At 44.2% G+C, this 19,695-nt stretch carries 23 protein-coding genes and 1 tRNA gene; 16 read left to right on the top strand and 8 right to left on the bottom strand.

What is annotated here, in order from left to right:
- From RMO55_RS01070 to RMO55_RS01050, 5 genes are all read right to left on the bottom strand, one after another.
- Positions 1 to 189 (bottom strand): GTP-binding protein (locus RMO55_RS01070; protein ID WP_310422170.1); only part of this gene is annotated, 189 nt, incomplete at its 3' end.
- Between the two features lie 147 nt (positions 190 to 336).
- Positions 337 to 807 (bottom strand): 30S ribosomal protein S7, encoded by a 471-nt coding sequence (rpsG, locus tag RMO55_RS01065; RefSeq protein ID WP_310422166.1) that lies wholly within the window; start codon positions 805 to 807, stop codon positions 337 to 339.
- Positions 808 to 1,183: 376 nt separating this feature from the next.
- Positions 1,184 to 1,564 (bottom strand): 30S ribosomal protein S12, encoded by a 381-nt coding sequence (rpsL, locus tag RMO55_RS01060; protein ID WP_015161335.1) that lies wholly within the window; start codon positions 1,562 to 1,564, stop codon positions 1,184 to 1,186.
- A gap of 329 nt (positions 1,565 to 1,893) precedes the next feature.
- Positions 1,894 to 2,520, bottom strand: a complete 627-nt coding sequence (locus tag RMO55_RS01055) for a Uma2 family endonuclease (RefSeq protein WP_310422163.1) — start codon at positions 2,518 to 2,520, stop codon at positions 1,894 to 1,896.
- Between the two features lie 134 nt (positions 2,521 to 2,654).
- Entirely contained in the window at positions 2,655 to 3,572 is a 918-nt protein-coding gene (locus RMO55_RS01050) for a hypothetical protein (protein ID WP_310422160.1), read from the bottom strand.
- A gap of 140 nt (positions 3,573 to 3,712) precedes the next feature.
- Here RMO55_RS01050 and RMO55_RS01045 point away from each other — a divergent pair, with 140 nt between their 5' ends.
- The 5 genes from RMO55_RS01045 to hemF all read left to right on the top strand — a co-directional run bounded on the left by RMO55_RS01045 (position 3,713) and on the right by hemF (position 7,212).
- Positions 3,713 to 4,489, top strand: coding sequence for a 7-carboxy-7-deazaguanine synthase QueE (locus RMO55_RS01045; protein ID WP_310422157.1), 777 nt, complete (start codon positions 3,713 to 3,715; stop codon positions 4,487 to 4,489).
- Between the two features lie 106 nt (positions 4,490 to 4,595).
- Complete coding sequence (locus tag RMO55_RS01040; RefSeq protein ID WP_310422154.1) at positions 4,596 to 5,147, top strand: DUF937 domain-containing protein; 552 nt, start codon at positions 4,596 to 4,598, stop codon at positions 5,145 to 5,147.
- Between the two features lie 95 nt (positions 5,148 to 5,242).
- Positions 5,243 to 5,316, top strand: a tRNA-Arg gene (locus tag RMO55_RS01035).
- 96 nt (positions 5,317 to 5,412) lie between these two features.
- Positions 5,413 to 6,012 carry a YdcF family protein gene (locus tag RMO55_RS01030; protein ID WP_310422151.1) on the top strand — a complete coding sequence of 200 codons (600 nt, stop codon included), beginning with the start codon at positions 5,413 to 5,415 and terminating at the stop codon, positions 6,010 to 6,012.
- Positions 6,013 to 6,195: 183 nt separating this feature from the next.
- A complete protein-coding gene (gene hemF, locus RMO55_RS01025) occupies positions 6,196 to 7,212 on the top strand; it encodes an oxygen-dependent coproporphyrinogen oxidase (protein ID WP_310422148.1) in 1,017 nt (338 codons plus the stop codon).
- 64 nt (positions 7,213 to 7,276) lie between these two features.
- On the opposite strand, the gene RMO55_RS01020 is transcribed toward hemF, so the two are convergent.
- A complete protein-coding gene (locus tag RMO55_RS01020; RefSeq protein WP_310422145.1) occupies positions 7,277 to 7,831 on the bottom strand; it encodes a DEP domain-containing protein in 555 nt (184 codons plus the stop codon).
- Positions 7,832 to 8,352: 521 nt separating this feature from the next.
- On the opposite strand from RMO55_RS01020, the gene RMO55_RS01015 reads away from it, so the two are divergent.
- The 6 genes from RMO55_RS01015 to RMO55_RS00995 all read left to right on the top strand — a co-directional run bounded on the left by RMO55_RS01015 (position 8,353) and on the right by RMO55_RS00995 (position 11,903).
- A complete protein-coding gene (locus tag RMO55_RS01015; protein ID WP_310422142.1) occupies positions 8,353 to 8,577 on the top strand; it encodes a chlorophyll a/b-binding protein in 225 nt (74 codons plus the stop codon).
- A 235-nt stretch (positions 8,578 to 8,812) separates the two neighbouring features.
- Entirely contained in the window at positions 8,813 to 9,586 is a 774-nt protein-coding gene (locus RMO55_RS01010) for a sterol desaturase family protein (RefSeq protein WP_310422139.1), read from the top strand.
- Between the two features lie 188 nt (positions 9,587 to 9,774).
- Entirely contained in the window at positions 9,775 to 10,380 is a 606-nt protein-coding gene (locus RMO55_RS01005; protein ID WP_310422137.1) for a signal transduction histidine kinase (STHK), LytS, read from the top strand.
- 114 nt (positions 10,381 to 10,494) lie between these two features.
- Positions 10,495 to 10,959: a BON domain-containing protein gene (locus RMO55_RS01000; protein ID WP_310422134.1), complete on the top strand. Its 465-nt coding sequence runs from the start codon at positions 10,495 to 10,497 to the stop codon at positions 10,957 to 10,959.
- A gap of 122 nt (positions 10,960 to 11,081) precedes the next feature.
- On the top strand, positions 11,082 to 11,162 hold the full coding sequence (locus RMO55_RS22145) for a hypothetical protein (RefSeq protein ID WP_396134143.1): 81 nt from the start codon (positions 11,082 to 11,084) through the stop codon (positions 11,160 to 11,162).
- A 357-nt stretch (positions 11,163 to 11,519) separates the two neighbouring features.
- On the top strand, positions 11,520 to 11,903 hold the full coding sequence (locus tag RMO55_RS00995; protein ID WP_310422131.1) for a hypothetical protein: 384 nt from the start codon (positions 11,520 to 11,522) through the stop codon (positions 11,901 to 11,903).
- Positions 11,904 to 12,302: 399 nt separating this feature from the next.
- Here RMO55_RS00995 and RMO55_RS00990 read toward each other — a convergent pair whose 3' ends face one another.
- Positions 12,303 to 15,587 carry a glycoside hydrolase family 15 protein gene (locus tag RMO55_RS00990; RefSeq protein ID WP_310422128.1) on the bottom strand — a complete coding sequence of 1,095 codons (3,285 nt, stop codon included), beginning with the start codon at positions 15,585 to 15,587 and terminating at the stop codon, positions 12,303 to 12,305.
- Positions 15,588 to 15,854: 267 nt separating this feature from the next.
- Here RMO55_RS00990 and RMO55_RS00985 point away from each other — a divergent pair, with 267 nt between their 5' ends.
- The 5 genes from RMO55_RS00985 (at position 15,855) to RMO55_RS00965 (ending at position 18,440) form a co-directional block, all read left to right on the top strand.
- Positions 15,855 to 16,004: a chlorophyll a/b-binding protein gene (locus RMO55_RS00985; protein WP_310422126.1), complete on the top strand. Its 150-nt coding sequence runs from the start codon at positions 15,855 to 15,857 to the stop codon at positions 16,002 to 16,004.
- A gap of 164 nt (positions 16,005 to 16,168) precedes the next feature.
- A complete protein-coding gene (locus RMO55_RS00980) occupies positions 16,169 to 16,834 on the top strand; it encodes a DUF4033 domain-containing protein (protein ID WP_310422123.1) in 666 nt (221 codons plus the stop codon).
- 99 nt (positions 16,835 to 16,933) lie between these two features.
- Positions 16,934 to 17,119, top strand: a complete 186-nt coding sequence (locus RMO55_RS00975) for a hypothetical protein (protein WP_310422120.1) — start codon at positions 16,934 to 16,936, stop codon at positions 17,117 to 17,119.
- 20 nt (positions 17,120 to 17,139) lie between these two features.
- Complete coding sequence (locus RMO55_RS00970) at positions 17,140 to 17,916, top strand: SDR family oxidoreductase (RefSeq protein WP_310422116.1); 777 nt, start codon at positions 17,140 to 17,142, stop codon at positions 17,914 to 17,916.
- Between the two features lie 104 nt (positions 17,917 to 18,020).
- Complete coding sequence (locus RMO55_RS00965) at positions 18,021 to 18,440, top strand: hypothetical protein (protein ID WP_310422115.1); 420 nt, start codon at positions 18,021 to 18,023, stop codon at positions 18,438 to 18,440.
- On the opposite strand, the gene RMO55_RS00960 is transcribed toward RMO55_RS00965, so the two are convergent.
- Complete coding sequence (locus tag RMO55_RS00960) at positions 18,424 to 19,554, bottom strand: iron-containing alcohol dehydrogenase family protein (RefSeq protein WP_310422112.1); 1,131 nt, start codon at positions 19,552 to 19,554, stop codon at positions 18,424 to 18,426. The two genes, RMO55_RS00965 and RMO55_RS00960, sit on opposite strands and share 17 nt — an antisense overlap.
- Positions 19,555 to 19,695 lie beyond the last annotated feature (141 nt).

The following is a 19,695-nucleotide window of genomic DNA, read 5'->3' as shown; positions in this document are numbered from 1 at the left end:
GATGGTGATTCCACGCTCTTGTTCTTGCACCATCCAGTCGGTGGTTGCAGTTCCTTCGTGAACTTCACCGATTTTGTGGACAACCCCAGAATAATATAAAATTCTCTCGGTGGTGGTTGTTTTACCCGCATCAATGTGGGCGGCAATCCCGATGTTGCGTACTTTCTCAAACGGGACGGTACGTGGCACAATAACCTCCTTACTTGTCTGTTGCCTTAATATGGAACTAGTTAATCTTTATTAAGATTGTATATGTTTTTGGGCACTGTCGGATGAAGTGCCCATAGATAGATTCTCCAGGGGAGAAGCTACGCTAGTGAAAACGAGCGCAAAACTCTAGTAACGGTAGTGAGCAAATGCTTTGTTTGCCTCTGCCATCCGGTGAGTCTCTTCGCGCTTACGAATCGCACTACCTGTCTCGTTCGCTGCATCCATCAGCTCGTTAGCCAATTTGCCTGACATCGATTTGCCAGCACGAGAGCGAGAATAGTTGATCAACCAGCGCATAGCTAGTGCTGTACCGCGATCGGCTTTCACTTCCATCGGTACTTGGTATGTAGCACCACCGACCCGACGACCTTTGACTTCCACGAGAGGAGTAGCATTTTTGACTGCTTTCTCAAAAGTTTCGAGCGGGTCGGTTCCGGTGCGCTCTTCAATTGTTTTCATCGCATCATAAATGATCCGATAAGCGACTGATTTCTTACCACTTCGCATGATGCGGCGCACCATCATATTAACCAGACGGCTGTTATAGACAGCATCTGGTGGAACTGAGCGTTTGAGGACTTTGGCTCGACGTGACATAAACGGAAGATTGAATTGGTGATTTGTTCAGTTATCAGCTACTAGTTATAGTTATCAGTTATGACTGTTGACTGTTCACTATTTGACCGACTTAACTTGCTTTCTTTGAGGATTAATATAGGAATCTTCAGTGTATGGTGTGGCGGATCTTGCGATATTCGCTTACCAATTGCAACGAAACCGGAAACTACCAATTTATCTTCACTTCAGCAATTATCTTAGGTTAGGATGAATGTCTAGAACTGACACCTAACGCAACGACATGTAGACACCCTCAGCATGGGAGCCTACGACCTGACTGGGCATGATTTTTATGTAAGCTTACAAATATATTTGACGCACTCTTTAATGAGTAATGGCGACCGAGATGTGAAACTTACTTGGCTGCTTTAGGACGTTTGGTTCCATATTTGGAACGACCTTGCTTCCGATCTTTGACACCAGCAGTGTCTAATGTACCGCGAATGATGTGATACCGGACTCCAGGCAAGTCTTTTACCCGACCGCCACGAATCATTACCACAGAGTGTTCTTGGAGGTTGTGACCGATCCCAGGAATATATGCTGTGACTTCAAATCCAGAAGTTAGCCGCACCCGCGCTACTTTACGTAGAGCTGAGTTAGGTTTTTTTGGTGTAGTTGTGTAGACACGAGTACACACACCACGACGCTGAGGACATTCCTTCAGTGCGGGTGACTTAGTTTTGACTTTATAGTCTTCGCGAGCTTTGCGAATTAGCTGTTGGATGGTTGGCATGTGTTAGAAATTTTTGCAGTCACCTAGCGGTTCCAACTGTTGACAAATTACCATTCTACGATGTTTTGTCTGCGCGTGTCAATCAAAAAATCAGAGATCGATATAGAAATGCTTACGATTGAAACCATCCTTCGGATACGCTCCGCGTTGGCGTAGCCTCGCTTCTGGCGTTATGTGGGTCATGACGTGAAGTCCGCCTACGCGGACTGAACAAATTAGTCCGCTTAGGCGGACTTTGTATCAATAGCACCGATTTCAATCGAGTGCGGGAATTAGACGAAGCAAATATCCTCAACACGAATCCACGGTATTTAACTCAAGCAGTGATTTCACCTCCCTGCGTTCAAAACTTGTTCGGCAGTCAGTTTCAAATTGGGAAAAGTTGGTGAGATGATGCTTTGATTGCCCCGTAACTGCTGAATTTCGTACTCCCCTTTCACTAGTGTACAAGTAGACAGGGTAGGTTGTTTCGGTTTACCAATGTGTCTCGTACCGCCCAATCCGGCGTGGTCGGCAATCCAATATTCGGGGATACCCAAAACCGCATAGTCTTCCACCTTGCGGGAATAGTCATTTTGCCAATTGCCACTCACCACTTCCGCCACAAATTTAATCGAACTACCTAAAGTGAGAATTGACTGTTCAGACCAGTACATTTCTTTTGTAAGTTGATTTCGATCTATTACTGCCACATCAGGTCTAAATGCGGTCATCCCAATATTTTCAGGTCGCAATATTCCCCGCTGAAGGACAAACCAAGGTAATCCCGCTGTCTCGATTTGGACGCAAATTTTGGTCGTAATTAAAGCAGCAACCTCTTCATGCGAGCCTGTTGGTTCAAAGTCGAATACCTCTCCATCAATCAGTTCGTAGCGATTATCTCCACCATATCGATCGAGAAAGTCATCAAAACTCTGGGGCTTATGCTGTCTTGGTTGGTCTACCGTAATGGTCATACGCTAACTTCGCCAAACTAATATTCTAAGTTTACTCGATCGAAATCCCTGACTGCTATCGATCGATATATCGAGATGGTAAGTTGGATGTAAATGTTTGTTAGATGGAGATTGGCTGAAACCTTTTTGGTGGGCTACAATTCTTTCCAACTATTGCGTGCCTGTAACTTTCTCTGCTCGTGCTCCGTAACGACCTTTTCGGTTAGACATTGCGGTACTTCATCAAAGCGATCGAATTCCATCGAGAAGCTACTACAAGATTGGCTGAGGCGATCGAGATCTGTTTGAAAGCCAAACATTTCTGCACGAGGAACTCTAGCTATAATCTTAGCAATTTCCCCTGACCGTTCTTGTCGATCGATCTGACAGCGCAGGGAGTCGAGTAGGTGAATAACTTCATCCAAACAGTCATGAAAAACTTCAATTGTTACCTTCATAACTGGCTCTAGCAAAACTGGCTGTGCCTTTTTGACAGCTTCTGCAATAGCGATCGAAGCCGCAATTTTAAAGGCCATTTCATGTGAGTCATATTCATGGTAAGAGCCATCGACAAGCGTAACAATTAGATCGGTGACTGGATACCCAGCCAAAATCCCAGACTCACACGTTTCTTTGACACCTTGTTCGATCGATTCGGCATAATGTTCTAAGACAGGAGCATTAACAAGCTTGGAAATAAATTTCAGCCCGCTTCCAGGTTTTCCAGGCTCGATCTCCATGACAACATGACCGTATGAGTGACCACCACCACTTTGTCTGATGTACCTACCTTCTTGCCTGACACCTGTACGAATGGTTTCGCGATAAAATGATTGTGGTTTGCTGATGGTTGTCTCGATCTTAAATTCATGCTGTACACCCGCTACCAGATTTGTTAGGTAAGAATCGCCCATCTCCTCGCTACAAGCAATTATGACTCGATCAGTATACCAATTTGTATAGATATGGAGAGTTGGCTCTTTACGTGACAAGATTTGAAGAGCTTCGTCAAGCTGATGCAGATCTCGATCGGTATGTGGTTCTAAAGCTATAAAAATTACTGGTTCTGGCATAAAAGCGTAATACGTACTAACTGCGGAATAATCGATCCGCTCAATGCTCAATATTTTTACCGATTCGGTATTTCGTGGTGTCTGTCGCCGTTATTTTCGGGCATAAGCTAGAATAGTTAGTCCATCGGTTGCCAATACTCATGACTGCACTCACTGCTAATTTAATTGAAATCTTTTCAGCGATTCAAGGTGAGGGGGTAAATGTCGGTACCAGACAGATATTTGTGCGGTTTGGTGGGTGCGATTTGCGCTGTCATTATTGCGATAGCCAACATACCTGGACGAAACAATCGACTTGTTCGATCGAGCAAACCCCAGGGCAACGTGATTTTACGACTCATGATAACCCGATCGAGTCATCCCAACTCCTCACCTGGATTAAACAGCAAAATTCGCCACATCTCCATGACACTATCAGCATTACTGGTGGCGAGCCGCTTTTACACGCGCCATTTCTCGCGCAATGGTTGCCGCAAGTTAAGGAATTAACTAATTTACCAATCTATCTCGAAACAGGTGGACATCGCCCGAAACAATTAGTTCAAGTTTTGCCATACCTAGATTTGGTAGGAATGGATATTAAGTTACCTAGTGTCAGCGGTGAGACGCACTGGAAGGAACATCGAGAATTTTTGCAACTGTGTCAAGCTGCGGATGTTGAGGTGTTCGTAAAAATTATTATTTCGCAGACTACCGATTTGGCTGAACTTCGACAAGCAGCTCAGTTAGTCGCGGCGGTGAGCGACAAAATCATCGTCTTTCTGCAACCCATGACAGCATTAGCCCAACCCCATACAAATCCAGCTTTAACCGCCCCAACACCCGAACAGGTATTAACTTGGCAAGCTGTGATGAAAGAGTATCTCCCCCAAATTCGGGTGATTCCCCAGACACATAAAATGATTGGACAGTTATAATTTACTAGCTATTAGCTAGCCAAATCAAAATTGGGGAAAGATTTGTGTACAATGTTGGCGGCGATTGAATCGACATTCAACATTATCAAACTCAAGCTAAATTGTCATGAATCCATTAATTGGTATGCTTGCTAGTCAACTGGGTGGCCCAGTAATTCAACAAATTAGTCAGCAAATCGGCGCGAATGAAGGTACGACCCAATCGGCGGTAGGTATGGCTTTACCGATGTTGTTGTCAGCCTTTGGCAACCAGCCTGAAGCAACTGGACAAGTAGCTCAAGGCGATGATGGATCGATTTTAGATGACGTGATGGGATTTGTCGGTAATGCTGGTGCGGCTAATATGGGCAGTGCTTTACTAGGTCAAGTTTTGGGCGGTGGCACACAAAACGAAATGGCTGATAGTATCAGTCAGAACACTGGTATGGATAGTGGCGCAGCTACTCAACTCCTAGGTATGCTGGCACCATTAGTAATGGGTGCATTGGGCAAATCCAGTCAGGAACAAGGTGGTTTGGATGCAAATGGGATTGCCCAAATGCTCGGTGGTATGAGTGGCGGCAATGACTTCCTGGGCATGGCTACGAAGATGATTGATGCCGACGGTGATGGTAATATCGTCGAGGATATCGGGAATATTATGGGTAAGATATTTTAGGCTTGATAGCTTTAGGCTTGAGGGAAAAAGGGTAAAGGGTAAAAACTGTTTTTCCCCCACACTCCCCAACTCCCCAACTCCCCACCCCCCCTCTTGGGGCTGTAGCTCAGAAGGATAGAGCGATCGCCTCCTAAGCGATAGGCCGTGGGTTCGATTCCCGCCAGTCCCGTTCGTTGTCTGCATTGATAAATTGTGGTAACTTGAGCCTAACATTTACTGGGCGCAATCCAGTTCCTCACTTTATCCTTTCCAAGCTCATTGCAGCATGGCGCATCATCATACCCTCCCCCGATCCCATCCGTCGTCAATTATTAAACACCGCCGTCGCTATCCCTGGCGATTGTGGAAATTACTGTTACCAATTTCACCCCTACTATTGCCCATAGCCTGGATTGGCTATCGAGAGGTCGAAAATACTTGGATTCAACCTCAAGTAATTTTTGTATTAGGTGGTGAAGAAGAGCGCGAAATATTTGGAGCGAAATTTGCCCATAAACATCCCAATCTACCCGTATGGATTTCTAGTGGCGCACCCCCAGGCTATGCCAAACGAGTCTTCAAAAAGGCTGGTGTCTCTGCTGAAAATTTACATCTAGATTATCAAGCGATCGACACTGTTACCAATTTTACAACGTTAGTCGATCGATTCGAGTCGAAAGGGATTACCAGTGTCTATCTTGTGACTTCTGACGATCATATGCGACGCGCCCGATCGATCGGTGAAATTGTCTTTGGCAGCAGAGGGATTAAAGTTAAACCAGTAACTTTTGTTAGTGGTAGGCCGACAGAACCAATTCAGAAAACCGTCAGAGATAGCTTCAGATCTTTGCTATGGATAGCGACTGGTTATGCTGGTGGTAAGTAATAAATCATGATTGACTTCCAATCGATCGTACTCAAACCGACACAATTGAACCGATAGTAACCCGATCTGAAAACTTTAAGCCATAATTTGTATACTTTCCGTAACGATCGTCGGTGGTCGATCGCCTGAATATGATAGGTTGCTAGATAGTTAAATCAATTTAACCTCATTTACATCTCGCATATGACAGCTTTCTCCACCGACACCAAGTTTCTACCCCCTGCTGATGCTAAAAGTCGGATGACTGAGTTCATGCGGGAATTTCAAGATAGTGTCTGTCAAGGCTTGGAAGCAGTTGATGGCGGTGGAAAGTTTCAAGAAGAAAGCTGGGATCGCCCTGAAGGCGGTGGTGGTCGATCGAGAGTGATGAAAGAGGGTAATGTATTTGAACAAGGTGGCGTAAACTTTTCGGAAGTTTGGGGCGACCATTTACCACCCTCGATTTTAAGTCAACGTCCCGATGCGGCTGGACATCGGTGGTTTGCTACAGGTACCTCGATGGTATTGCATCCGCGCAATCCTTATATTCCGACCGTTCATCTCAACTACCGTTACTTTGAAGCTGGTCCCGTTTGGTGGTTTGGTGGTGGTTTGGATCTGACACCTTACTATCCATTTGCTGAAGATGCCAGTCATCTCCACAATACCCTCAAGGGAGCTTGCGACAAACACAGTCCCGATTTATATCCGACTTTTAAGCTCTGGTGCGATGAATATTTTTATCTCAAACACCGCAATGAGACCCGTGGCGTAGGCGGAATCTTCTTTGACTATCAAGATGGTCAAGGAGCATTATATCGCGGTCCTGACCCCCAAGGGCCTGCGGCTCAATATAGCGACTCGATCGGCGTTCCCGCGCCCCGCACGTGGTCAGAGTTATTCGCAATCTCTCAAGACTGCGCTAACAGCTTCCTACCTGCATATGTGCCAATTGTAGAACGCCGTCGTAATACTGAATATGGCGAACGCGAACGGAATTTCCAACTATACCGACGCGGACGCTATGTAGAATTTAATCTAGTCTACGATCGTGGCACAATTTTCGGACTCCAGACTAATGGACGGACAGAATCGATTTTGATGTCATTACCGCCCCTAGTGCGATGGGAATACGGCTATCAACCTGAACCCAACTCACCCGAAGCCGAACTCTACAATGTCTTCCTCAAGCCCCAAGATTGGGCAAATTGGAAAGCATAAGCCTGAAACTGAAATGGCGAACACTACCAACCTTACATTCAATCTAAATCCACTATCCACTAATTCACTTGTCCATAAAAAACTGATAAAAAAGCTCTCCATCTTCAAACGGCTGGTGATTGGAGATGTTTTGCAGCCAACTGTCATCAATTAATCTTTGACCGAGTACAACAGCATCGAGGCGACTAATCGATAGCCTATCAGTCATCCAATCGATCGCTTCTCGCCCGATAAAGCAGCGGAGATATGGGAGGCGAAAACTTTGGGAGCGATTTTTAATTTCGACTCCTTGTGGAGATCGCATATCGTTCACTAATTGAGCTAGATCGAAATACTTGACGATATCTCCAGCAGATTCGACTATTTTAGTAATGTATCGATCTTCATACCAAATAGTGACAATATCTCCATCCTCTACTAACAGGCAAGCTATCACAGGCTCTGGATCGAGATAACTGCGACGCATTTCTGTAATTGCTAACTGACGTTGCTGTTGAGGATACGAATTACCTCGGACAAATAAATTGCCTTGATAATTTACCCCACTCACAATTTCCGATGTATTTCCGAACTGACGTACAAGTTGACAATAACTTACGTCTTGTGACTTTAGTAACATGCCACCTGATTTCCCAATGGGACTAAATTAAGTCAATCGATAACAATCGATATCAACTAATATACCCATCCAGGGTATCGATCTTAACTTATTTAAAAAAATAGTAAGCATTCCAGAGGTAAATGTAATTTGACGGAATACCAGTTTTGCTTCTCAGTCGCAAGGCGGTAGTGCGCTTGTTGACAGGATGTTGACTGTTAGCTCTTCGCTCAGAATAGTACTTCACTTGTAATAAATTTATCGAAGTACTTGTACCTAGGGAAGTCGAGGTATGCCCGCCCTCTAGGGGTTAAGCTTTTCGGTTAGGATCGCTATAAATAGCTATAACACCATCGGTCGATTGTCTTCTCTATCTATTGACACTGACAAGTTTCTCGAAAATCACCCATTTGGTAGATATACACACCTATAGATAGTTGATAGGATCTGTTCAGGGTGATGAATAAATTAGACAAAGCATTTTTGGATCATTTTGCGAATTCAGCCTAGCTCTCATAACCATATAAAGCAGAACATCTATCATGACAAGTCCAACAAAAGGAATTGCCAATCCTATTCTTGACACACCCACTTTACAAGAAGATCGTAACCGTTGGCGATGGGGATTCACTCCTCAATCTGAAAACTGGAATGGTCGGTTTGCCATGATTGGATTTGTAGCTGCATTACTAACTGAGTTAGCTTCTAACCAGGGCTTTCTTCACTACTGGAGCCTAGTTCAAACACTCATCCCTCCCGTTCAGTAATTAGCGATGAGATTGAAGAATATAGCAATCCTATTTGAGTTCCGTTGGCGCAGCCTCTCAGAATGAAAATCGGTAGAGTTAACTCGTAGGGGCGTTACCTCATGCCCGCCCTCTAGGGACCCGCGCTTCTCATTTAGGATTGCGATAGAGTTTGATATCCTCAAGATATTAGCTCTCATTCTTCAATCTCAATTTATCTATTACTTCATCCATCTATTGTCCAGAGGAAACTGAATTGACCGACCACTCATTTGCGTTTTATGGATTTGCTTTCTTCGGAATTATCCTCGCGCGATATTTTATCTTGGCAGGAGGAACGCATCTATTTTTGTACGGAATTTCCAGTCCATCCACTATTAATACTAGGGAAGATGAGAGCGATAGGAAAAGACTATCACCACCGTGGAAATCGATTAGGCGGGATATCAAACTCTCAGTACTTTCCTCGATTATATTTGCACTCGCAGCAGCCTCGATCGTTTCAGCATATGAATTAGGGATTACTCGCTTATATGCCGACGTTCATCAATACCCTCTCTGGTATTTAGCTGTTAGCTATGCCCTCGCAATCGTCCTACAAGACACCTATTTTTACTTTTTGCATCGATTGTTCCACCACCCCTTATTATTCCGCAGGTGGCATCAAGGACACCATCGATCGAACCATCCTACACCCTGGACATCATTTGCCTTCGATCCACCAGAAGCGATCGTTCAATCCCTATTTTTAGTCGCAATTATCTTCATAGTTCCACTTCACTTCATTACTGTAATTGCCATCCTGATTACCATGACAGTTTGGGCAGTTGTCAATCATTTAGGCATCGAAAGATTACCAGTAAATTTCCCTCATCACTGGTGTAGCCGCTGGTTTACAGGACCAGCTCATCACGCTGTTCATCATCGTCAGTATGCATTACACTACGGGCTATATTTTACTTTTTGGGACAAGCGGCTTGGTACCCAATCGCTTCATTATGACGGAGAGTTTGCCGACGTTAATCACTGAAAGTAAATTTAACAACTATAAAATTATTTATCTTGTTAGTATAATTTCCGCTCAGTGGAATCGGCATAGTAACAAATCTACCTTTTGGCAGATGAGTTAATCAAGCAAACTAGATATGCTGGAAGTATCCACAGAAACCATTAAAAGTTCGATAAATAGCAAGTTCTTAAATTTTAGGAGTAAAAAATATGCTAAAGCAACGCGCTGTCGGTACATTTTCAGATTACGAAACAACTGAAACTGCCTTACATGAATTAAAAAATAGTGGCTTTCTGATGGATCGAGTTTCTGTAGTAGGACGCGGCATTAATAACCAGATTGAATCTACCGGAGCCAATACTAGCACCCTCATGAATATTGGCAACCTGGGCACTGATGAAAATGTTGCCGAGGAAGGAGCCAAAACCGGAGCTGTCACCGGTAGTGCCATCGGTGGTGTGGCTGGTTTATTAGTCGGATTGGGTGCGATCGCAATTCCTGGAGTCGGCCCTGTTATGCTCGCTGGGGCCGCTGCAACGGCAATCGCGACAACTATCTCAGGCAGCTTTATTGGTGCCGCTGCGGGGAGCTTGGCGGGTGGCTTACTGGGCTTAGGTATCCCCGAAGATCGCGCTCATGTTTATAGCGATCGAGTTTCACAAGGCGATTATCTAGTCATGGTGGAAGGTTCAGCCGCAGATATCACTTTAGCTAAGTCAATCTTCAGTCGTTATGGTATTCACGAATGGTATGCCTATGATTTTCATAGTGACTCAGCATATACGGTAACACCAGTTACTACCCATTATTTATAGATCGGCGAAATGTTGGATTGACATCAAAATTCAAACAAGGTCTTCAGCCACTCAATTGAAAAGTGAAGCTAACTAGACACTGATTTATCAACAACTACAATTAAGGATCGTAAGATGAATAGCACTAATCAACTAAATTCCACGAAAACTTTACTAATTAGCGTCTTACTAATGGCAAGTGTCTCAGCTTGCAGTACAGCAAAAACGGCCGCCGATGCCCCCAGCTCGACAGATACTAATGGTGTCGTTTCTACCGCCGAAAATGCTAATCCAACGCAAGACGATGCTCAAAATGACATCCGCAAAAAGCAACTAAATGCTGATATCAGAGCCAGAGAGCAACGCAATAATATGGGAGGCAATCCTCTGAAACGAGCTGACGCAGATTTAGCCAGCGAAGTAAGAAGTAAGTTGGAAGCAAATATTCCAGTTGGCAAGCTCACCGTCTCGGCAAAAGATGCAGATCTCACTGTATCTGGAGTAGTAAAAACGCAGGATCAATTGAATAAAATTAAACCACTAGCAATGGAAATTAAAGGTGTTAAAAGTGTCACTGTCAAAGCAGATATAATTCCCTAAAATTATTTATTAGTCAAAAAATATCTCTCTATTTATCGGCATAGATCCTACCAGAACGACGATTGTGACGTTCCTGATGTCAAAATTTTCAGAATCGGGATGCTAAAGCAGTTCAAATCAAGTTGGATGAATTGATTAGATCGATTGATTCAGCCCGAAATCAAATCATTGATGTCGAAAACCAATCAGAGCAAGAGTTGTAGGAACTACAACAGAATTTTTCCAACCTGGGTAATGCACAGGATTAATAAATCTAGTTGTCGAACTCTGTGAGGAGAAAGATTAATCCCGTTTTGCTGGTACTCGATCAAGTTACACGTCCCTAATAGCTGTAACTACTGCTGGATTGAGATCGATCGACTATCGATCCCTGCCAATACGTTTCGATGTTCATCAACGGTTTTACCCCTAGTATGTCGATATTTCTGGCTTCGCCGCCCTAAGTATTGAAATGCGAGGATGTTCGCAATGGATGTGCTTTGAGTGAAACTTTGGGGAAATTTACGGAATCGTCGATCCTTGTGATGTAGTAATCTTCAAGATCGTTTCCTGCAAAAATCATGAAATCCTCATATTTGTCCGTTAGTTTACTTTCACTTATTACATTATCTGCCTCGATCGCCCTACCAGCCCCCCATGCTAGTGCCCAATGCGTGATGAACGATACGAGCATCCAAATGTCCATGCATGGTTCTAAAAAGCCTGGAAAGCAAAGCAATGAAGTTACTCAAGGTTCTACAGGTCCTTGTGTTGGCAATACGGTAAATACTACTAATGTCCAAAATGACCACGGTAGCCACCGTGCAGTCGATCAGACACGGACTAGTAACCAACAAGTTAATGGTACTAAGAATAGTCCTAGTGGAATTAATCTTAAACCAATCAAAACCCGTCAAGATATTAAGATCGATATCACTAATCCCGCATATCGCTTGAAAAAATAGTCTAAATTCAGGAGTGATAGTTGTTGGGATAATCGAGACTAGACTAGATAAAAATGGGATAGACAGCTAGCCTAGCTGAATAACATGTCTATCCTATAAATATCTGAGGAGTTAAATCATTGAAGACAAGTGTGAATCGATCCTGCTCTTTGTTGATTAATCGAACTCTTCTGGATCGCTATCGATTGTCAAGTCGCCTACTAGTTCTATTTGTGCATCTCTAAATTTCCCCTTTTCTACCTGCTGACACTGGGCTTACAATTGCCTCGAGCAATCGTTATCGTCCGAGTTAAAGGTCATTCGTCACGCCATCATCAGGAAAACCTGCATATTTATGGCGATTTTTGATAACCTGAATATACTCTTGATGTGTTAATTGATTTAGTTTGACCTCAATTTTCATCCTAGTGCTCCTGATTTAGTAGGACTATCTGCTAGCTGGCTCAAGAATTGCAGCGATTTGACAATATAACTCGCACATATATATGGGGAGCTTTGATAAAAAGCACTCCAAGCAGATGATTTATATCGCTCGTAATTAGTCGGATCGAAGGCTGTCGAGTCGAGTTGAGTAGCTGTTGCTTTTGGTAGCTCGACATCTAGCCAAGCCAATCGGACTGCGTGACCGATCAATACATCTAGAACGATGTATTCTTCAATATTTAGATCGGGATTGCGTTCGGATAAAGCAGCTAGTGCCATCAGTGCTTCAATGTTTAATTGCCGATATTCTGGCGCGACAATTTTATTGAGCAAATGCTCGATCCTCAGGGCAAAGTTCTTCTCACCTGGAGTCATTTCAGATAAAATTATTTCGCTATCCAGACGATTGCGCTTCTCTAGTTTATCACCGATCGTCAGTCCTTTACAATGTTCGAGCAACCGCCAGACACTCGGATAGAAATCTCGATCGACTCGATTGATTGCCCCATCTTTGCGTCGCTGATATCGCCAGTCAATTGAAGGCGTATCCACTCGCTCGGTCGATCGATCTACAATCCATTCAATTTGATTTTGAGATTGGTTTAGATGTAGAGATTCTTGTTGGAAGACAGTATCGCCTAAACCTTGATAGTCAGTGAGAACTTGATGGAGTCTAGTTTGAATTTCAAAGGGACTAAGTTCCATCAATTTTTCGTAAGCTTCGTCTTGAGTAATTCCTAGCTCCATTACTAGCTCACTAGTTAGCAAGACAATTAAATATCCGACTCTTAATGTTAGTAATCCTTTGACTAAAGTTGGCTGCGATTTAATTAACAAGCCTAGATAGATAATAATCTCTTGTGTCAATACTCGATCGCGAATATCCTCACGACAGAATTTGTCGATCTTCTCAATAATTTCGGTATGGGACATTGGCGCGTCAATTAAAGCAGCTTCACTATAAGCCATCCCCACCGTAAGCTGTTTCCCACCAATGAGAATGTCTGTGACAGCATCGGATAAACTAATATCAACTTTGTCTAATAAACCCGCCGCATAACGCACGATTGCCCAATCAGGTCGATCGCTAAAATTACCTGCTTTGAAGTAAACTTCATCGAGTAAATCGGCCACCGTCACACTTATTCCAGCACCACCAAATCCAGTATTAAAGTTTAAACCTTCTAATCTAGTTAAAGTATGGAGCAATTCGATTTGTTGATAAATATTGTTAGATCCTCTGAGTTGTGTTAGCAAAAGCTTGACGCTGGTTTCAGCTTCTAATAGAAACTCTTGAGTATTGGTTAATGGTTGATTGCGATCGGCTGCATAGGTGAGATAATAATGTTGTGGTGCTAATGGATTGACCACAGATCGATCGAATTCAAATTCATGTAAGTTATCGATCCGTTCTATTCCCGCCGTAAGTTTTAAGTAATTCAGATCCCCCAAGCGGATCGGCACCCCATTACATTTACCTTGCTTAAATTCAGCAATCAGTTCTAGTAACGGTGAAGAATATTGTTGACCTTGAAATTCAGCTTGACCTTCTTGCAATAATGATTTAGTTAACAACAGTGTCATTGTCGGTCTGCCTAACTGTGTCCACTGTTCGCTAATATAGGCAATCTCTGCCTTAATTTGCGATACTAGGAAATGGTAATCGAGGGTCAAATAAAACTGTTGTTGGTCTAAAAATGCTGGTAGAAAGACAATTGTCTCACCGCGAATATTGAATATTCGGCAAGTAGTTAAACTGCGCAATCTTCGCACTGGACGACCAGTTAAGCCTAATTTATCATTACGTCCAATTTGAGTATACGCAGCGGCTAGTTCGGTCGATTGACGGACTTGAATCGGATCGATCTGTGCCGATATTTGGGCTGCAATTCCATAGTCAGCTAATTGTAATTGTAACTCCTCATTTTCGGCAATCAAAGCAATCTGGACAGTTCGCCGACGCTTATTCCCAATCCGCAAATGTCGCCCTAACGGATCTAAATCTCCAGGTGCGAGAAATTTATCAAATAATAGCTCTCCCAGAAAATATAAACTCTGCGCCCAAACTAAGGGCAGATTCTCATTGGGAATCCGTGTTTGAGAATGTGGGTTCGATCGCTCCGCCGCAATTTTATCCTTGGGTACAATATACAACTCTGGTAATAACTGCATCCCATCTACGTCTACAGATACCGCCAACAATAAGCTGCGATACTTCTCAATCCCCACCACATCGCCACTAAACAAAGTATCCAAATATAAATAGGTAAAAAATAACGGCCATTCACACTCAATTCCTTCAAACTTGAGCAGTTCTTCTGGCTCATAGTGCAGCCGAGTGCTATCCTCTAATACCGTCTGATGTCCATCGCGCAAAAATCGTTTGCATCCATATTTACCCTCTAACTTCTCAACAATTTTAGTCCGAGTCCGTGCTACTAACAGCGGATCTGTAACTGCAAAAGCGGGAAATCCAATCACACTTAATAATGCTGCATCCGTCTCCTTAGAACTCGACTCTCTCGGTAACAACGAAGCCAATGTCAACCGCGCCCGCGCAATTTCATCAGGTAACACATGAATCACTGATGCTTGGGAACCTCTTGCCCCGAATAAGTCTAAACCATTAATTGCCTCTAACGCCGCTTTTGCCATCCCGATCGAACTAGCATTTAATTCCACACTTCCATGATTGATCTTATCCCCCCGCTCCCACAATCCAAAATCAGGAGTGCGATAAGTGCGCCCGACATAATAAACCAAATTCTGCACAAAATTCACCTCATCCAGCGTATAAATCGCTGGCAACCCCGAAGCGGTCATTTGCGCTAAGATCAAGATGAACAGAGAAGTGGCATCTAATTGGAGATGTCCCCACTCATCATCTCCTACCACGACATCCCCCGTGTGGGTACTATACTTAGCATGAAGCGCATCCAGCGGTGATTGAGTCTGTTTAAACTGCTCCACCTTATCGGCTTGGCGCAGCATACAAAACAGCAATCCCCGCATTAGCTTCACCACACTCTGCTCCAGCTCAAACAACCGCCCTGGCGGTGCATCCACTTTCCGATACGCTAAAGCCAATCCCCACACGGCTAGGATGGTGTAGACATTATCCCTCACCCAAGCATCTGTATAATCGCCATGCGCTGTAATTGCCGTGCTCGCAGGAAACAGCCCCGTAATTGGACTTTGGCGGCTGAGGATAATCGACTGGATTTGTTGGTAATATCGATCGAGTTGCTGAGAACGGTTCATAGTTTATCGGCTAGGATCTAGCGAAGTCGGATCGTGAGGTGGGGGAAAGCGCACCAAGCAGGGTAAAGGGTAAAGCTAGCCTCTATTCCAAGTATTGAAACGCACGAATGTAGACAAGTACGTGTCAATATCTTATTCAATGCATGATTAGTTACCTAGTCACTAGAGAGTTTACAAATATTTCCAATAAGTTGCTATTTTTCAATTTATTCGTTACATTATTTTATATAAGCAGTCACAAATATTTACGTTACTGGAGTCAGAACTATGCAAGCTAAGAAAGATGAAGCGAAATTTGGTTTCACTGGTTCGGCCGAAAACCTGAACGGACGCATGGCGATGATTGGTTTTGTTGCCGCTGTCGTTACTGAATTGGTCACTGGACAAGGTGTATTGCATTTCCTCGGATTAATGTAATTCTCGCTACAACCTCAATCAATCTAATTTTAGCTGGGTGTCTACCCAGCTTTTTTAATGCATTTCAGATACCTGCTGATTGATGTTTTTACCACTGGCAACAATGAAAAATACAGTTAAGATCGTAAAGAGTGAATCTTGACGCTCCGATCTGAAGGAAAGCTATGCAGCCTAAAGCCGTACAAACTATTGTCACAGACGAATACAAAGACAATTTAGTCGATCGATTGTTTATTCGGCTATTTTCGCACAAAATGGCTCAGGCTCTGGGTGCGGGTACCGATGTCAGCGGCTACGGCGGTTTTGTCGATTTGTCGAAAAAAATTATGCAGGGGCGGAATGCTCAACAACAGCAAGTAGTTGTCGCCAAAGTGCTGCAATCATTAGTACCTGCCCCAGTAATCTGGGCGATTCGGACATTTTTCTCGCCGACACGATTGGTATGCGTGCTAAATGCTTGGTTCGCCGCAAAACTGTTCGAGTGGCTGGTAGGGCCTTGTGAGGTTGCACAAGCTGAGATCAGCTTGGCAGATGGAACGGTTCGATCGCAACCTTCGGCTGTCTATATCAAAAAATGCCGTTACCTCGCAGATAGTGGTTGTGTCGGGATGTGCGTAAATATGTGCAAAGTGCCCACTCAAGATTTTTTCACCGAGAAGTTTGGGATTCCCCTCACCATGACACCCAACTTTGAGGATCTCAGTTGCAAGATGATTTTCGGACAAATACCCCCTGCACCAGAAGCAGATGATGCCTACAATCAGCCCTGCTTGGAGCAGCAGTGCCCCACCGCCAGACGGATAAATGCTGCTTGTCCAAAGTTGAACTAGGCGATTAATTGCAATCGCAAGTAATCAGCGTAAATCTGAGGTTCCCCAAGGGTTTTAGTAGTAATAGTATCTATGCATCGATCCAAAATGTGAGTAAAAGTGTTTACCGAAACAGACAGCAATCATGTCGCTACTCCAGAGGATTGGTGGACGATGGTAATGGGCGGTGGAATTAGAGGTACTATCGATCGACTAGATGCAGCAACTCAGGCTCCGGTTCGATCGGTAAATATGCAATTTCTCCGAGACAATCATATTCATGCCCTAGATTCCGATGTCTTGTAGACGATAGCTCAAAAACAATTATGCCTGAAGCAGTTTTAAAAGGTCGCGTTGCACTAGTTACAGGCGTGAGTCGGCGGAAAGGAGTTGGCTTTGCGATCGCGCAAAGACTCGCCTCAATGGGTGCAGATGTGTTCGTTCACTCTTTTTCCCCCTACGATGCCGATCGGGAGTGGGGAGCCGATCCTGACGGGGTTTCCGCACTGATAACCGAACTTCAGGCGCATGGCACGCGGATTGCCCACGGTGAAGGAAACTTTCTCAATCCTACCGTGCCTCATCTAATGATGGATGCAGCGGTGCAAGCCTTTGGACATGTGGACATTTTAATTGCGAACCATACCTACAGCACGATGGGAAATTTGGAACAACTAACCCCAGTAGATATCGACACCCATTTTCAAATCAATGTGCGCGGGACATTACTGCTGACGCAAGCCTTCGCAAAGCAACATCACAAAAGTGCTGGTGGACGAGTCGTGTTGCTAACTTCTGGGCAACATCTCACTCCCATGCCGAGCGAACTTGCTTACGTTGCTTCCAAAGGTGCCATACATCAATTAACGTTGAGTTTATCCGCTCATCTAATTCCACGGGGAATTACGGTAAATACTGTTAATCCTGGTGCCACAGATACAGGTTGGGCAGATGATAAAGTATATGAATTCATTCGTGCTGCTAATCCCCAAGGAAGATGGGGAATGCCCGAAGATGCCGCACGATTAATTGGTTGGTTGGTGACAGATGATGCCCAATGGATGACTGGACAGATTTTCAATTCTAATGGTGGTGGATATTGAACTAGATCTTAATAAGTTTGCTCGATTGTTATCGAAATTTCAAGCTAAGATCGATCTATATATATCGTCCGGTCGATCGAAAGAGGATGAAAATCGTGATATCGATGAACAGAAAGAAGCTGAATCTGAAAATTGCCAATCGAGTAGCTGTGGTGGGTACATTATTGTCGATCGTAGCATCGATGGACTTAACTGTAATGGCACAGCCAGCTCCAGAAATTATTATCGATCGAATTTTTCGCTATAACTCTGCCCCTCCAGGTAGTAATATTCAGGATCGCAATTTAGTGGAGAGCTTGAAAAAATGGTTGGGAGCTTATCAAAGAGTTATCGAAGAAGGGAATAATTATGTTGCAATCTTCGATCGGGCTTCGATACCATTGAAAGTTAAGTTTAAGGATAGTGGCGAGATCGAAAGTTTTGGGTTTGGATGCCCTGCAACAAAGTCAATTTCTTTAAATGAAGCACCCCTCGAACTCCAGAAATTATTATCAAAATGTCATGGTTCTAAACCAGATCGTTAATCAGATCGATTTCAGCCATTCGCTCGACAATTGTCGTCGATACCATTGCTGCGACTAATTGTTCCGGCACCACGGGAAAAGGCAAGCGGTGCAAATCGGAATCGGGTTTGCACGCAAGTGTCGCCGCATGATGTAGTTGAGCGATCGTAATTTCACTCAAACCCAAATCTGCTAAAGTTTTTGGCAACCCAATTGTCGTGTAGAAATCGAGCAACTGCTGTCTGGCTGTAGCGGCTAACTGGTTTCCTTGGAGCATTTCCTCTAGTCTCAATTGGACTAAAATCCCATAGGCCACTTTTTCGCCGTGTAAGGCATGATGACTGCCTGGGAGATGTGTGAGACCATTATGGACGGCATGGGCGGCTACAGTGCGACACTGGGCACCACCTAGCCCACCAATTACCCCTGCGAGGAGGACAGTGGCATCGACAACTTCTTGCCAGTCTTCGCCCCCACAATGAGCGATCGCGGCTGCCGATTTTTGGAATAGAATATCCCTGAGTACTCGTGCCTGCTGAACTGCGGCGATGAGTAATGTCTGGGATGAATGACCGCTACTGACTGAAGCTTCATACCATTTGGCGATCGCATCACCGATGCCAGCTACTAGTGTCCGTGCTGGTGCGGTAGCGACGATACCATAATCGAGGATTAATAAGTCTGGACATTTCGCGAGACTAACATCATCCAGAAATGCGCCTGACTCAGAATAAATATTTGACAAGGCTGTCCAAGCCGCACAAGTCGCTCCAGAAGTGGGAATCGTCACCACTGGTAGTTCATGCCGATGGGCTAATAACTTGGCAGTATCCAAACATTTTCCCCCACCAATACCAATGATCAGATCGGCTTGATGTGCTGAGGCGGTTTGGATTAATCGATCGAGACTAGTTTCACAACAGTCTGGAGTATATTTTACTGTATCGATCTCTAATTCCGGTCGATCGAGTAGTACCTGCAATTGACTCAGCTTTAAACTCTGTTCTCCACCAATTATCAGCGGACGTTGACCTAATCTGAGGATATACTCGATCGCATCCCCAAGCGCATTTTGTCCCCGCATCACGCGAGCGGGAGCAACCAGCAAGGAAATCGCAGTAGGATTAGTAGTCATAGAATCGATCGTTGTGTTAACTATTTTTTTAACGCAATAAAAACGAGATAACAAGGGAATGCTGACTTGAAAGCTCCCAACTCCCCTCTCCCAACTGTTACAGTTCTTGACGAGATGGCGATCGTGCCCAGACAGAGTGGT

Source organism: Chamaesiphon sp. VAR_48_metabat_135_sub, from assembly GCF_031418915.1.
Lineage (GTDB): Bacteria > Cyanobacteriota > Cyanobacteriia > Cyanobacteriales > Chamaesiphonaceae > Chamaesiphon.
The sequence above is the reverse complement of the archived record's forward strand: the minus strand, read 5'-3'. Positions and strand labels throughout refer to the sequence as shown.

What these genes read in the sequence shown, in the direction of transcription:
- rpsG (WP_310422166.1), bottom strand. Translation starts at nt 807, where the DNA reads ATGTCACGTCGAGCCAAAGTCCTCAAACGCTCAGTTCCACCAGATGCT.
- rpsL (WP_015161335.1), bottom strand. Translation starts at nt 1,564, where the DNA reads ATGCCAACCATCCAACAGCTAATTCGCAAAGCTCGCGAAGACTATAAA.
- RMO55_RS01055 (WP_310422163.1), bottom strand. Translation starts at nt 2,520, where the DNA reads ATGACCATTACGGTAGACCAACCAAGACAGCATAAGCCCCAGAGTTTT.
- RMO55_RS01050 (WP_310422160.1), bottom strand. Translation starts at nt 3,572, where the DNA reads ATGCCAGAACCAGTAATTTTTATAGCTTTAGAACCACATACCGATCGA.
- RMO55_RS01045 (WP_310422157.1), top strand. Translation starts at nt 3,713, where the DNA reads ATGACTGCACTCACTGCTAATTTAATTGAAATCTTTTCAGCGATTCAA.
- RMO55_RS01040 (WP_310422154.1), top strand. Translation starts at nt 4,596, where the DNA reads ATGAATCCATTAATTGGTATGCTTGCTAGTCAACTGGGTGGCCCAGTA.
- RMO55_RS01030 (WP_310422151.1), top strand. Translation starts at nt 5,413, where the DNA reads ATGGCGCATCATCATACCCTCCCCCGATCCCATCCGTCGTCAATTATT.
- hemF (WP_310422148.1), top strand. Translation starts at nt 6,196, where the DNA reads ATGACAGCTTTCTCCACCGACACCAAGTTTCTACCCCCTGCTGATGCT.
- RMO55_RS01020 (WP_310422145.1), bottom strand. Translation starts at nt 7,831, where the DNA reads ATGTTACTAAAGTCACAAGACGTAAGTTATTGTCAACTTGTACGTCAG.
- RMO55_RS01015 (WP_310422142.1), top strand. Translation starts at nt 8,353, where the DNA reads ATGACAAGTCCAACAAAAGGAATTGCCAATCCTATTCTTGACACACCC.
- RMO55_RS01005 (WP_310422137.1), top strand. Translation starts at nt 9,775, where the DNA reads ATGCTAAAGCAACGCGCTGTCGGTACATTTTCAGATTACGAAACAACT.
- RMO55_RS01000 (WP_310422134.1), top strand. Translation starts at nt 10,495, where the DNA reads ATGAATAGCACTAATCAACTAAATTCCACGAAAACTTTACTAATTAGC.
- RMO55_RS00995 (WP_310422131.1), top strand. Translation starts at nt 11,520, where the DNA reads ATGAAATCCTCATATTTGTCCGTTAGTTTACTTTCACTTATTACATTA.
- RMO55_RS00990 (WP_310422128.1), bottom strand. Translation starts at nt 15,587, where the DNA reads ATGAACCGTTCTCAGCAACTCGATCGATATTACCAACAAATCCAGTCG.
- RMO55_RS00985 (WP_310422126.1), top strand. Translation starts at nt 15,855, where the DNA reads ATGCAAGCTAAGAAAGATGAAGCGAAATTTGGTTTCACTGGTTCGGCC.
- RMO55_RS00980 (WP_310422123.1), top strand. Translation starts at nt 16,169, where the DNA reads ATGCAGCCTAAAGCCGTACAAACTATTGTCACAGACGAATACAAAGAC.
- RMO55_RS00970 (WP_310422116.1), top strand. Translation starts at nt 17,140, where the DNA reads ATGCCTGAAGCAGTTTTAAAAGGTCGCGTTGCACTAGTTACAGGCGTG.
- RMO55_RS00965 (WP_310422115.1), top strand. Translation starts at nt 18,021, where the DNA reads ATGAACAGAAAGAAGCTGAATCTGAAAATTGCCAATCGAGTAGCTGTG.
- RMO55_RS00960 (WP_310422112.1), bottom strand. Translation starts at nt 19,554, where the DNA reads ATGACTACTAATCCTACTGCGATTTCCTTGCTGGTTGCTCCCGCTCGC.